The 12,304-nt window shown below is 71.2% G+C and carries 12 protein-coding genes and 1 pseudogene; 4 read left to right on the forward strand and 9 right to left on the reverse strand.

Features of this window, described 5'->3' with window-relative positions; all coding sequences use genetic code 11:
- The first annotated feature begins 58 nt into the window (after nt 1–58).
- A complete protein-coding gene (locus ACZZ9K_RS13745) occupies nt 59–460 on the forward strand; it encodes a hypothetical protein (protein ID WP_051596625.1) in 402 nt (133 codons plus the stop codon).
- A gap of 145 nt (nt 461–605) precedes the next feature.
- Here the strand turns inward: ACZZ9K_RS13745 and purF are convergent.
- Nucleotides 606–2,062, reverse strand: a pseudogene (purF, locus tag ACZZ9K_RS13750) (amidophosphoribosyltransferase).
- Nucleotides 2,063–2,135: 73 nt separating this feature from the next.
- Here purF and purM point away from each other — a divergent pair.
- Nucleotides 2,136–3,251, forward strand: a complete 1,116-nt coding sequence (purM, locus tag ACZZ9K_RS13755) for a phosphoribosylformylglycinamidine cyclo-ligase (RefSeq protein WP_138802581.1) — start codon at nt 2,136–2,138, stop codon at nt 3,249–3,251.
- 462 nt (nt 3,252–3,713) lie between these two features.
- On the opposite strand, the gene ACZZ9K_RS13760 is transcribed toward purM, so the two are convergent.
- Nucleotides 3,714–3,932, reverse strand: coding sequence for a DUF3073 domain-containing protein (locus ACZZ9K_RS13760; RefSeq protein WP_017886249.1), 219 nt, complete (start codon nt 3,930–3,932; stop codon nt 3,714–3,716).
- A 158-nt stretch (nt 3,933–4,090) separates the two neighbouring features.
- Here ACZZ9K_RS13760 and ACZZ9K_RS13765 point away from each other — a divergent pair, with 158 nt between their 5' ends.
- Nucleotides 4,091–5,236 carry an NAD(P)-binding domain-containing protein gene (locus tag ACZZ9K_RS13765; RefSeq protein ID WP_463444343.1) on the forward strand — a complete coding sequence of 382 codons (1,146 nt, stop codon included), beginning with the start codon at nt 4,091–4,093 and terminating at the stop codon, nt 5,234–5,236.
- A gap of 127 nt (nt 5,237–5,363) precedes the next feature.
- On the opposite strand, the gene ACZZ9K_RS13770 is transcribed toward ACZZ9K_RS13765, so the two are convergent.
- The 4 genes from ACZZ9K_RS13770 to ACZZ9K_RS13785 all read right to left on the reverse strand — a co-directional run bounded on the left by ACZZ9K_RS13770 (nt 5,364) and on the right by ACZZ9K_RS13785 (nt 9,329).
- Nucleotides 5,364–5,804 (reverse strand): DoxX family protein, encoded by a 441-nt coding sequence (locus ACZZ9K_RS13770; RefSeq protein ID WP_176708197.1) that lies wholly within the window; start codon nt 5,802–5,804, stop codon nt 5,364–5,366.
- A gap of 120 nt (nt 5,805–5,924) precedes the next feature.
- Nucleotides 5,925–6,200, reverse strand: a complete 276-nt coding sequence (locus tag ACZZ9K_RS13775; protein ID WP_017886246.1) for a DUF3072 domain-containing protein — start codon at nt 6,198–6,200, stop codon at nt 5,925–5,927.
- Nucleotides 6,201–6,315: 115 nt separating this feature from the next.
- On the reverse strand, nt 6,316–7,071 hold the full coding sequence (locus ACZZ9K_RS13780; RefSeq protein WP_463444344.1) for a hypothetical protein: 756 nt from the start codon (nt 7,069–7,071) through the stop codon (nt 6,316–6,318).
- An 11-nt stretch (nt 7,072–7,082) separates the two neighbouring features.
- A complete protein-coding gene (locus tag ACZZ9K_RS13785) occupies nt 7,083–9,329 on the reverse strand; it encodes an APC family permease (RefSeq protein ID WP_463444345.1) in 2,247 nt (748 codons plus the stop codon).
- A gap of 130 nt (nt 9,330–9,459) precedes the next feature.
- On the opposite strand from ACZZ9K_RS13785, the gene ACZZ9K_RS13790 reads away from it, so the two are divergent.
- Nucleotides 9,460–9,891, forward strand: a complete 432-nt coding sequence (locus ACZZ9K_RS13790) for a MerR family transcriptional regulator (protein WP_214526712.1) — start codon at nt 9,460–9,462, stop codon at nt 9,889–9,891.
- A 94-nt stretch (nt 9,892–9,985) separates the two neighbouring features.
- Here the strand turns inward: ACZZ9K_RS13790 and ACZZ9K_RS13795 are convergent, their stop codons facing one another.
- The 3 genes from ACZZ9K_RS13795 to yczE all read right to left on the reverse strand — a co-directional run bounded on the left by ACZZ9K_RS13795 (nt 9,986) and on the right by yczE (nt 12,293).
- Entirely contained in the window at nt 9,986–10,567 is a 582-nt protein-coding gene (locus ACZZ9K_RS13795; RefSeq protein WP_463444346.1) for a PadR family transcriptional regulator, read from the reverse strand.
- Nucleotides 10,564–11,436, reverse strand: coding sequence for a DUF4097 family beta strand repeat-containing protein (locus ACZZ9K_RS13800; RefSeq protein ID WP_111056845.1), 873 nt, complete (start codon nt 11,434–11,436; stop codon nt 10,564–10,566). The genes ACZZ9K_RS13795 and ACZZ9K_RS13800 overlap by 4 nt, the downstream gene beginning before the upstream one ends.
- A gap of 167 nt (nt 11,437–11,603) precedes the next feature.
- Complete coding sequence (yczE, locus tag ACZZ9K_RS13805; RefSeq protein WP_463444347.1) at nt 11,604–12,293, reverse strand: membrane protein YczE; 690 nt, start codon at nt 12,291–12,293, stop codon at nt 11,604–11,606.
- Nucleotides 12,294–12,304 lie beyond the last annotated feature (11 nt).

Consider the following 12,304-nt stretch of genomic DNA (forward strand, 5'->3'; position numbering starts at 1 on the left):
CCGGATCAGTCGCCGCGCACAGGCCGCGGGACGTCCCACAGTGGGGGACAATGGACGGGTGAGCAACACCGATCAGCCCGACGAGCAGCCGCTCCCCACGCCGGCGCCGGCTCCCAGCGCGGTCGCCAGCCCCGACGAGGTCACCATCCGCCGTGCACCGAAGTTCGGCGTGTTCATCGTCGGCGGTGCCGTGCTCGGATTCCTCGCGACCCTCGTCGTGGTCGCCCTCACCATGAACCTCGGTGGTCAGCGGGACCAGACCAGCTTCGGCAGCCTGGTCGGCTACTTCAGCCTGTGGGGCGTCACGATCGGCGCCTTCATCGGTGCGGTCGTCGCCGTCGTGTTCGACCGGGTCTACGCCCGGCGGTCGGCCCGCCTGACGGCGGAGCGCGTCGAGGTCGAACTGCCGCCCGAGACGGTCGACGGCGAGCTCGACGACCACGGTGACCAGCGGCCGTAGCCGCTCCCGATCAACGGACTGGAGGCCCGGTGCCAGCTGGCACCGTCCCTCCAGGCTCGGCCGTCACCCCGCTGGCGCGGTGCGCCGGTACCGGCTGGTGGGGCCCACCTCCCGTCCGTCTGGTGGTCGCGATCGCGACCCCCACTCAGCTGAGCTGGTTGGCCTCGACCCAGGACAGGTACTCCGGGCTCACGGTGCCCGTGACGTACTCGCCGGTGAAGCAGCTCATCTCGAGGTCGGTCACGTCGGAGCCCTCGATGATGGCGTCCCGCATGTCCCCGACCTCCTGGTAGATCAGGTGGTCGCTGCCGAGCACACGGTTGATCTCCGGGATCTTCCGGTCGTGCGCGATGAGCTCCGCGCGCGTCGGCATGTTGATGCCGTAGACGTGCGGGAACCGGACAGGGGAGCGGCGCTCGTGAACGTGACCTCGTTCGCGCCGGCGGCCCGGGCCATCTCGACGATCTCGCGGCTCGTGGTGCCGCGGACGATCGAGTCGTCGACGATCAGGATGTTCTTGCCCTTGAACTCGGACGACATCGCGTTGAGCTTCTGGCGCACCGAACGCTTGCGCTCCGCCTGCCCCGGCATGATGAAGGTGCGGCCGACGTAGCGGTTCTTGTAGAAGCCCTCGCGGTACTCGATGCCGAGCTTCCGGGCGACCTGCATGGCCGCCGGACGGCTCGAGTCCGGGATCGGCATGACCACGTCGATGTCACCGGTCGGCGCGTACTGCTCGATGGTGTCGGCGAGACGGTTGCCGAGGCGCAGACGCGCGTCGTAGACCGAGATGCCGTTCATCACGGAGTCGGGACGTGCCAGGTAGACGTACTCGAACGAGCACGGCACCAGACGCGGGTTCTTCGCGCACTGGCGGGCGTGCATCTGGCCGTTCATCTCGATGAACACGGCCTCGCCCGGGGCGATGTCGCGGACGATCTCGTACCCGCCGGACTCGAGCACGAGCGACTCGCTCGCGACGACCCACTCCGGCTGCCCGGCCTCGTCGAACTTGTGGCCGAGGATCAGCGGGCGGATGCCGAACGGGTCGCGGAAGGCCAGCAGCCCGTGCCCGGCGATGGTCGCGATCGTGGCGTAGGAGCCCTCGACCCGCTCGTGCACGCGCTCGACGGCGTCGAAGACCTGACCCGGGTCGAGGTTCGCGCCGCGGACCTGGCCCTGCAGCTCGTGCGCCAGCACGTTCACCAGGAGCTCGGTGTCGCTCGTCGTGTTCAGGTGGCGACGGTCGATGTCGAACAGTTCACGCGTGAGTTCCCGCGTGTTGGTGAGGTTGCCGTTGTGGACGAGGACGATGCCGTACGGCGCGTTCACGTAGAACGGCTGGGCCTCTTCCTCGTTCGTCGCGGCGCCCTTGGTGGCGTAGCGGACGTGTCCGAGCCCCATGGTGCCGAGGAGGGCACGCATGTCGCGGGTGCGGAACGCCTCACGCACGTGGCCGCGGGTCTTGTGCATGTGGTGCACGTGACCCTCGACCGTGGCGATGCCCGTCGAGTCCTGCCCGCGGTGCTGCAGGAGGAGCAGTGCGTCGTAGATGGATTGGTTGGCGGGGCCCTGCGCAACAAGGCCGACGATGCCGCACATTCGCGGGTGTGCTCCAGACCGTAGAATCGGGGGGTACCGAACAAGTCTGCCATGTCACCGCGAAGGACTCCGCATGCCCAACCCGTACGCCGAAGCCGGAGTGGACACCGCTGCCGGTGACCTGGCCGTCGAACTGATGAAGTCCGCGGTCGCGGCCACCCACAACGCCTCGGTCCTCGGCGGCGTCGGCGGGTTCGCCGGGCTCTACGACGTCTCGTTCCTGAAGGACTTCTCACACCCGTTGCTCGCGACCTCGACCGACGGCGTCGGCACCAAGGTCGCCATCGCGCAGGCGATCGACAAGCACGACACCATCGGGCAGGACCTGGTCGGCATGGTCGTCGACGACATCGTCGTGGTCGGCGCGAAGCCGCTGTTCATGACCGACTACATCGCCTGCGGTCGCGTCGTGCCCGGCCGGATCGCCGACATCGTCGCCGGCATCGCCCGCGGCTGCTCGGAGACCGGCACCGCCCTGGTCGGTGGCGAGACCGCCGAGCACCCGGGGCTGCTCGGCCCGGACGACTACGACGTGGCCGGTGCGGCGACGGGTGTCGTCGAGGCCGACGCACAGCTCGGAGCGCACCTGGTGCAGGACGGCGACGTGGTCCTGGCGATCGAGTCGTCGGGCCTGCACTCGAACGGCTACTCGCTCGTGCGGCACATCCTGTCGTCGCGGGGCGTCGGCTTCACGGACCAGCTGCCCGAGCTGAGCGGCGTCGGGTTCGGCGGCGCGGTCTCCGTCGGCGAAGCCCTGCTCGAGCCGACCCGCCTGTACACCGCACCGCTCCTGGCGCTGCTCGAGCAGCACCCGGGTGCGGTGCACTCGCTCTCGCACGTGACCGGTGGTGGCATCGCCGCGAACCTGGCGCGCGTGCTGCCCGTCGGCTCCTGGGTCGAGGTCGAGCGTTCCACCTGGCAGCCGCTCCCGGTCTTCCGGGTCCTGGCCGACATGGCCGGCACCCCGATCGAGGACACCGAGGGCACCTGGAACCTGGGCATCGGCATGTTCGCCGTCGTCTCGGCCGGGGCCGCTGCCGAGGTCATCGCCTCGCTCGGTGCCGCCGGCATGCCCACGTGGCCCGTCGGCACGATCGCCACGTCCGCGCGGGACCTGACCGGGTTCGAGCAGGGTGCCAAGGGTGTCGACGGCGGCGCGGTCCGGCTCGTCGGGAGCTACGCGGGCTGACCCGCTCGGCGCCGTGCTGTGGCGTGCCGTGCCGTGGTGCGTGCGGTGAGTGGTCACAAACCGTCGTTCGGCGGGCCGGCAACCGACGGTTTATGACCACTCGGCGTCATGCACGCGGGGAGTCGTGACCACTCGAGGCCGGGAGTCGGGCGCGGCACCGGGCGTGGGACCGGGACGTGTGGCGAGCGCGGGCTGCCCTCTGCTCCCTGCCGCCGGCGTGGGTGTGCCGGGACTCGCCGTGGTGCGTGCGGTGAGTGGTCACGAACCGTCGTCCGGCGGGCCTGTAACCGACGGCTTGAGACCACTCGGCGTCATGCCCGCGGGGAGTCGTGACCACTCGAGCAAGGGAAGTGGGCGCGCCGAGAGGCGTCTGGACGCACTCGGCGTCTGGACGCGCCCAGTGTCCGGGAACGCGGAAACGCCGCGCTGCCCGAGGGCTGCGCGGCGTGACTGCGAGAGAGGTCAGGCGGACTTGTTCTGGTCTGCCTGGGTCTCGAACTCGTCTTCGTCTTCCGCCGGTTCCGGACCGTACTGGTCCGCCCAACGGTCGACGTAGTTCTCGTCGGAGTGTTGTCCGGCGGAGAGCTCCTGCTCGAGCGCACCGTAGTTCGTCTGCGGGCTGAAGTACTTCAGCTCACGGGCGACCTTGGTGTGCTTCGCCTTCTGACGGCCGCGCCCCATGCGTGACCCCCTCGTTCGGCTCTGGTCCGGTCCTGGCGAATGACGGAGGATCACTCGGGGAACCAGACGGTTCGTGGTTTGAAATCTGCCGATCACTCTACCATGTACCTCGATCTGGACGTCGCGCGACGGCTGGCCCGCACAGCAGAATCGAAGTGATGACGGAACCCCTCGAGACCCCGGTCGACCAGCACGCCCGCGTGGTGGTGATCGGTGCGGGGCAGGCGGGGCTCTCGGTGGGATACCACCTGCGTCGCCTCGGGCTCGTCCCCGGCAGCGACCTGGTGATCCTCGACCGCGCGCCGAGCACCGGTGGGGCGTGGCAGTTCCGGTGGGAGGCGCTGCGGCTCGGAGCGGCGCACCGGGTGCACGACCTGCCCGGCATGCGCGCGATGGGCCTGGAGTTCGACGACGCCGACCGGTCACGACCCGCGCGGGACGTCGTCGGGGAGTACTACCGACGCTTCGAGCAGCACTACGACCTGCGGGTCCGGCGCCCGGTCTCGGTGACGTCCGTCTCGCGCATCGACGGCGACGACGGCGTGGCGGGCGGCGCTCCGGCGGACGGCGGCCTGTGCGTCACGACCCGGAGCGCCGACGGCACCGTCACGCGCATCCGTGCCGAGGTCGTGGTGAACGCGTCCGGCACGTGGGGCACCCCGTTCGTGCCGTGGTACCCGGGGCGCGACGTGTTCCGCGGGCGGCAGGTCGACACGACCGAGTACCGCAGCGCCACCGAGTTCGCCCGCCAGGACGTCGTGGTGGTGGGCGGTGGGACGAGCGCGATCGGGTTCCTGCTCGAGCTCGACGGCGTCGCCCGCTCGACGCGGTGGTTCACCCGGCGCCCGATGGTCTGGGCCGGGACCGCTTCGCTCGACGTCGAGTCCGCGGTGGCCGCCGTCGACGAACAGGACCGGGCCGCCCGTGCTGGCGAGGTCCTGCCGAGCATCGTCAGCGGCACCGGGGTCCCGGTGTCGCGGCGGATCCGTGCCGGCGTCGACCGTGGCGTGCTGCGTGACGAGCCGATGTTCACGCGGATGGACGAGACCGGCGTGTGGACCGCGGACGGCACCCACGTACACGCCGACGCGGTCATCTGGGCGACGGGGTTCCGGGCCGACCTGCGGCACCTCGCGCCGCTGCACCTGCGGACCACGGCGGGCGGGGTGGTGGTCGAGGACGGCCGGTCAGCCGAGGAGCCGCGGTTGTTCCTGGCCGGCTACGGCCCCCAGGCGTCGACCATCGGTGCGAACCGGGCCGGCCGACGCACCGCCCGCCAGGTCATGGACGCGCTGGCGGGCTGAACGGCCGCGCGGCCCCTCGCACGGTGCGAGGGGCCGCGCGAACGGTGCGAGGTTCCGTTCCCGGTGCGGACCTCGTGAGCTCGCACGGGCGACGGAACCTCGCACCGGACGGACCGAAACGCGCGGCTCAGGCGGGCAGGGACTCCTCGACGCCACGACGACGGCGCGACGACTTGAGCACCAGGGCATCGAGCGAGAACCGTCCGGGCCCGGTCAGCGCCACGGCGAGCGACGCCACCGCGAGGACGAGCACGTACTCGAACCCGCCGTCCTGCGAGTAGAAGCCGGCGGTGCCGTGGGCCAGGAACCCGGCGACGACCATGTCGACGGCCAGCAGCACGCCGACGACGCGGGTCGCGACGCCGAGCACGAGCAGGATGCCGCCGACGAGCTCGAGGCCGGCGACGAGGGGTGCTGCGACCTCGGCGAGGGGGACGCCCATGCCCGAGAAGCCCTGCACCACGTTGGGGATGCCCTGGGCGAACTTCTGGGCGCCGTGGGCGATGAACACCACCCCGAGGACGATGCGGAGCGCGGTCAGGCCGATGGAGGTCGATGTCGTTCGCATGGCCACGAAGGTAGCCGGTGACGCGTCATCGATCGTCCTCGAACAGGGGACTGACCGCGCTTCGCCAGAACATGCCCAGAGCATGCCCAGACAGCGGTCCGCCGAAGGGCGGACTGCTTCTCAGGAATCGGCGCCGCGGCCGGTCTGCTGCTGGAGGCGGTCGATGTGCTCCGACGCCTGCGCCTTGGTGAGGTCGGCGGGGAGTTCCTCGCCGGCTTCACGGGCCAGGGTGTCGAGGTAGCTGCGCTGTGGTCCGGTCATCGGCTCGTCGCCGGTGACCCACTGCTCGGGGTCCTTGCTCGCGTCGGTGGAGGGGTCGGGTCGGGGGCCGCCGAGGGTCTCGCCCTGGATCGGTGCGTCCGGGGTCTGCTGCTGGTCGCGGTCTGCGTCACTCATGTCCGCGACGGTACGCCGCACCCCCGTCACGACACGCAGCAGCGGCGTCCCCCGAAGCGGCACAGCGGCTCAGCGCGCACAACGGCACAGCGGCACGCATCCGCACCGAAGCGGCTCAGACCGCGGTCGCCGCGTACCGCACCAGGTCGGCCCCGACGGCACTCGTGGCGATCGGCACGACGCGGTCGTCCCGCCGGATCCAGATGGTCGCCGCACGCTCGTCGATCCGGTCGACCTCGTGCAGCTCGCCGTCGAGCAGCACCGACGCCGTGACCCGGACGTGCCCGCTCGCCGGACGTGGGGGCAGCCCCACCACGTCGTCGCCGTAGGCCGGGTGTTCGCCGGGCTGCAGGAACGGTGACACCGGGGCGGTGACGACCTCGAGTCCCTCGTCGACCGCGGTCACCGCCACCAGGCGGACGGCCTGGTCGGTCGGCAGCGGCACGTCGACGACGGGCTCGGGGGTGGGGCCGGCCAGTGCGCGGAAGGCGGGGCGACCGTCGGGGGCGAGGTGGGCCTCCAGGCCGTCGATCCGGACGCGACCGCGCCCACGGGAGTCGGCGTAGACACCGGGCTCGATGCCGGACTGCCGCGCCTCGAGCCGGGTGAGGACGACGCGGTCCGGGCGGTACCAGTCGCGGAGCGCGGCCGGGTCCACCCAGCCGACGCTCGGGACGCCGCGGGAGAGCGCGGCGGACTCGTCGGCGGCACGCTCGTCGCGCGCACCGAGGGGGTGCTCGCCGCGCACGGCGACGAGCCCTTCGAGCGGGCTGCCGGCCGGCGGTTCGTGGTCGAGCACCTCGACGCGCTTCGAGACCTTGCCGCCGTGTCCGTCGAACGTGGCGAACGTCCGCAGGTCACTGATGGTCATGGGGCCACATGCTACGACTCGTCGGCTCCCCGTCGCGGCGGCGAGGGCACGAGGGCGTGGATCTCTCCCGTGCAGAGCGCGGGGTCGATGCCCTCGGCGGGGCCGGCGGGCCGGGTCGCGCGGCGCGGCTGGATGCTGTTGCGCTCGGCGGACCGGAGCAGGCGGTCCTCGGCCGAAGCCGAGGCCGCGGCCTCGGCCGACGAACCGGGCTGCGCTGGGCGGCGGAGCGGGGGCCGGACGGGCTCGCCGCGGCGCTCCTGGCCGGGCAGCGGGCGGGATCGGCGGCCGTACAGCAGCTCGGACGAGTCGAGCAGCCACGGCACCAGGGCCACGGTGACGCCGTGCACGAGCAGCAGCTTCTTGCGGATGCGTCGGCCGCGGTGGTTGTGGAGCAGGCCCTCCCACCAGTGCCCGACGATGAAGATCGGGGTGTAGACGGTGACGACCTCGGAGCCGTGCTCGGCCCGGTGTGCCTTGATGTACTTGATCAGGGGCATCGAGATGTCGCGGTACGGGCTCGGCACGATCGTCAACGGCACCTGGATGCCGTACTCCGCCCACTGGTCGCGCAGGCGCTGGGACTCGGCGTCGTCGATCGCGACGTGCACCGCCTCGATGCTCGCGTGCTCAGCGGCGACCGCGTAGTCGAGCGCCTTGAGCACGGGCTTCTGCAGCTTGTTCACCAGGACGATGGCGTGGTCGCCGGTGGCGCCGAACTTCGTCTCGACGTCGGCCTCGATCTCGTGCGAGACGTCGCGGTAGTAGCGGTTCACGCCGAGCATGAGCACGTACAGCACCGGCATGATCAGGAACACGAGCCAGGCGCCGTGGGTGAACTTCGTGATCGTGACGATGACGAGCACCACGAGGGTGAAGGTCGCACCGATCGCGTTGATCGTGCGGGAGCGGACGACCTGCCCGCGGTTCACGGGTGGCTCGCCGTCGGCGGCGGGCGCCCCGTCCCGGTCCCGATCGGCCCGCAGCAGTCGTGTCCAGTGCACGACCATGCCCGTCTGTCCGAGCGTGAACGACACGAAGACACCGATGATGTAGAGCTGGATGAGGCTCGTGACGTTCGCCCGGTAGACCACGAGCAGCGCCGCGGCGACCAGGGCCAGGACGATGACGCCGTTCGAGTAGATGAGCCGGTCGCCGCGGGTCGAGAGCGCCTTCGGAGCGTACGAGTCGCGCGCCAGGATCGAGCCGAGCAGCGGGAACCCGTTGAAGGCCGTGTTCGCCGCGAGGAGCAGGACCGCGGCCGTCGTCGCCTGGATCACGAAGAACAGCACCGAGTTGTTGCCGAAGGTCGCGGCCGCGATCTGCGCGATGAGCGAGCGCTGCGGCGTGGTGGCGCAGTTCGCGAAGCCCTGCAGGTCGCAGGCACGCTCGGCGTAGTGCACGTGCGACACCAACGCCAGGGTGATGAGCCCGATGAACAGGACGATCGCGATGCCGCCCATCGCGACCAGGGTGGCCTGCGCGTTCTTGATCTTCGGCCGGCGGAACGCCTGCACGCCGTTCGCGATGGCCTCGACGCCGGTCAGGGCCGAGCATCCCGAGGCGAAGGCGCGGAGGAGCAGCAGGATGAACGCCGCCTGCGTGGTGTGCTCGACGTTCTGCACCGTGTACGCCGCGGACTCGGCGACCGGGGCGTTGCCGGCGGCGACCCGGACGAGCCCGGTCACGACCATCACGAAGACGCTCGCCACGAACAGGTAGGTGGGGATCGCGAAGGCCTTGCTCGACTCCCGCACGCCACGCAGGTTCGCGGCGGCGAGCAGCACGACGAACAGCAGGGCGAGCTCGACACGGAAGTGGTCGAGCATCGGGAGCGCCGAGATGATGTTGTCGACACCGGAGGCGACCGACACGGCCACCGTCATCACGTAGTCGACGAGGAGCGCGCTCGCGACGACGAGCCCGGCCTTCTCACCGAGGTTCCGGTGCGCCACCTCGTAGTCGCCACCACCCGACGGGTACGCCTTGATGAGCTGCCGGTACGAGGCGACGACGACCACGAGCAGCAGCACGACGAGTGCGGCGACCCACGGCGCGAACGTCAGGAAGGCCATGCCGCCGAGCAGCAGGATCATCAGCAGTTCCTGCGGCGCGTACGCGACAGAGGACAGCGGGTCACTCGCGAAGATCGGCAGGGCCAGGTGCTTCGGGAGGAGCTGTCCTTCGAGCTTCTCAGAGGGGAGGGGATCCCCGATCAGTCGTGCTTTCAACGACCGGATCTCGTTCGTCACGAGCGGCAAACCTACTCAGTTCCGGGCGCGAGTCAACACGGTTCGCCTGCCGCATATTCCCGGCTGCCCACCGGTGCTCCACCCAGGGGATCGCGCACCCCGTGTGGTTGACGCAGCGTCAAGCATTACAGTCGCCAGCATGAGCGCATCGACAGGCCCGGGCGACCCAGCTGCGAAAGCTCCCCACGTCATCACCGAGGTGGCGCGTTCCGCCGGTGTCTCGAGTCGGACCCTTCGGCACTACGAGGCCGTCGGACTGCTGCCGGCCACCGCCGTCGGCGCGGGTGGGCTGCGGCGCTACGACGACCGTGCGCTCGTCCGACTGCAGCGCATCCTGCTGCTGCGCGGGCTCGGACTCGGACTTCCCGAGATCGCGCGACGGCTCGACGACGAGGGTGACGATGTCGCCGCGCTCACGGCACACCTGACGTGGCTCGAGCACGAACGAGACCGCCTGGCCCGGCAGCTCGCGGCCGTGCGCACCACCGTGGCGCGCGTCGAGCACGGGGAGGACCTGGCGGCGGCCGACGCGTTCGCCGGCTTCCCGCCGACGCGGCTGCCGGGTTCCTGAGGTGCCGGCAGCCCCGCGCACGCGGCGGGCCGACAGTCGGTGCGGACGGCGGCCGGGAGGCCCGTGGTCGCGACCGCCTGTCGGCCGTCGGCCGTCAGAGCGACTTGCGCAGGGCCTCCAGGCCGTCACGCAGACGCGTCACGGTGTCCGCGCCGAGTGTGCCGCGGGTCGCCCGACGGCGCAGGTCCGCACGCACCTGCTGCCGGAACGACGACAGGGCCATCTCGAGCTCGCGCAGGGCGCGGGCGCTGTCCGACGGCACGGACACGGGCTCCTCGGCGGAACCCGTCGCCGGGCTCTCGGCGGCGGCGGCCAGGTCGGCACGGAGCGAGCGCATGGCCTCGCCGACCGAAGCGCGCACGCCATCGGCCAACGACTTCACCGAGTCGCTCACGCCGGACTCGACCGCCGCGATCTCGTCGGCACGCGCCTCGAGCTCGGCACGGCCGGCGTCCGTGATCGCGTAGACGGTCTTGCGGCCGTCAGCGGTCTTGGTGACCAGGCCGTCGTCCTCGAGCTTCGCGAGCCGGGGGTACACGGTGCCGGCGCTCGGCACGTAGGTGCCGCCGAAGCGGTCGCCGAGTGCCTGGATGAGCTCGTAGCCGTGCATCGGGTGGTCGGCCAGCAGGACGAGCAGGTAGAGGCGCAGGTGGCCGTGGGCGAAGACGGGGCTCATTCGGGCACCTCGCTCTCGTTCGTCGGGGTGGTCGACGGGGTGGTCGGTGTCGTCGGGGGCGTCGGCTCGGCGACCGGCGGGGCGTGCAGCACCGCGATGTCGCCGGAGACGGAGTTCACCCGCAGGTCGAGCCACTGGCCGGACAGTTCGCCGCCCTGCTTGACGTACGAACCGCGCACTCCGCGGATCTCGGCGTCGTCGAACTGCAGCTTGCCGGTCGCGGTGTTCACCGTGCACTTGTAGGCGACGCCGTCCGCCAGGCGGACGCTCACCGACCCGGACACCGTGTTGACGCGGGCGGACTCGGGGACCCCGTGCAGGTCGAGCACGACGTCGGCCGAGACGCCGTCGGCCTGGAACCGCGGGATCTCGCCGGTGGCAACGACGTCACCGGAGACGGTGTGCACCGCGAGCGCACCGTCGAGGTCGCGGATCGTGGTGGCGCCCGAGACCGCGTTGACGGTGACGTCACCCGCGACGCCGTCGACGACCAGGTCGCCGGACACCGTGTTGAGGGTGGCTCCGCGGTTCGTGCCGGACAGCAGCGCACCGGCGGAGACGACACCGAGCGTGATGCCGGCGTCGCGGGGAACCAGGATGCTGACGTCGGCGTGGGCCTTGCCGCGGAAGGACTTCAGGAACCCGATGGGGTCGTCCCACCGGACCTGGGGGTGGTCGACGGTCAGGGTGTCGCCGTCGACCTCGATGAGCATCTGCTTGCCGGACACGCTGTGGATCTCGACCCGGGCCGTGGGTTCGTCGTGTGCGACGACGTCCACCTGCCCGCCGACGAGGCCGACACGCACGGTGCGCACGATGCCGGTGTCGATGACCTTGGGCTCGTCGACGAGCCACTTCTCCTGCGCCATGTTGCCTCCTGAAACTCGCGATGTATCGCGTCTGTGGTGGTCACGCTATATCGCGTTCCCCGCGGCCGCAAGGGGTCGCACGCGATCGCCGGGCGATCGCCGGGCGAGTGCCGGGCGATCGTGAGCAGGAATGGTCGGGTCGGCGCCGTGGACCCGACCGTTCCTGCTCACGAAGCGGGCGTGGCGGGGGTGGGGCGGGCCTCCAGGGCGGGTGTGACGGCGGGCGCAGTGACGTACCGCGCTGCGGCCGTGCGCTCGGGGCTCCACGGGAACCGGCGGAAGTGCGGCATGAGCGGCTGGACCATCGGGCCGATCGCGAACGCCGCGATGACGGTGCCGGCACCGACGTCCCCGCCGAGGACCCACCCGACGATCACCACGGTGACCTCGACCAGGGTCCGTGCGAGCCAGATCGGCCAGCCGAGCCGCTGGTGCAGGCCGACCATCAGGCCGTCCCGCGCCCCGGTGCCGAACCCCGCGCCGATGTAGAACGCCGTCGCGACCGCGAGCAGCACGAGTCCCGCGGCGAACAGCCCGATCCGGGCGACGATCCCCGACGGCTCCGGCACCAGCCAGAGCACCAGGTCGGCACTCGGCCCGATCGCCAGGGCGTTCAGCAGCGTCCCGATGCCCGGCTTCTGGCGCAGCGGGATCCACAGCAGCAGGATGACGCCGCTCGACACGACCGTGATGACGCCGAACGACCACGGCACGACGTTCTCGAGCCCCTGGGTCAGCACGGTCCACGAGCTCACGCCGACCACCGCTCGGACCTGCAGTGCGGTCGAGGCGCCGTAGAGGAACAGTCCGACGAAGAGCTGGACGAAGCGCAGGGTGAGAGCGGTGCGGCGGGGCATGTGGCCATCGT

The sequence above is a fragment of the Curtobacterium sp. AC268 genome, assembly GCF_979258745.1.

Coding starts and splice junctions, on each gene's coding strand:
- purM (WP_138802581.1), top strand. CDS start 2,136: ATGCCCAACCCGTACGCCGAAGCCGGAGTGGACACCGCTGCCGGTGAC.
- ACZZ9K_RS13760 (WP_017886249.1), bottom strand. CDS start 3,932: ATGGGGCGCGGCCGTCAGAAGGCGAAGCACACCAAGGTCGCCCGTGAG.
- ACZZ9K_RS13765 (WP_463444343.1), top strand. CDS start 4,091: ATGACGGAACCCCTCGAGACCCCGGTCGACCAGCACGCCCGCGTGGTG.
- ACZZ9K_RS13770 (WP_176708197.1), bottom strand. CDS start 5,804: ATGCGAACGACATCGACCTCCATCGGCCTGACCGCGCTCCGCATCGTC.
- ACZZ9K_RS13775 (WP_017886246.1), bottom strand. CDS start 6,200: ATGAGTGACGCAGACCGCGACCAGCAGCAGACCCCGGACGCACCGATC.
- ACZZ9K_RS13780 (WP_463444344.1), bottom strand. CDS start 7,071: ATGACCATCAGTGACCTGCGGACGTTCGCCACGTTCGACGGACACGGC.
- ACZZ9K_RS13790 (WP_214526712.1), top strand. CDS start 9,460: ATGAGCGCATCGACAGGCCCGGGCGACCCAGCTGCGAAAGCTCCCCAC.
- ACZZ9K_RS13795 (WP_463444346.1), bottom strand. CDS start 10,567: ATGAGCCCCGTCTTCGCCCACGGCCACCTGCGCCTCTACCTGCTCGTC.
- ACZZ9K_RS13800 (WP_111056845.1), bottom strand. CDS start 11,436: ATGGCGCAGGAGAAGTGGCTCGTCGACGAGCCCAAGGTCATCGACACC.
- yczE (WP_463444347.1), bottom strand. CDS start 12,293: ATGCCCCGCCGCACCGCTCTCACCCTGCGCTTCGTCCAGCTCTTCGTC.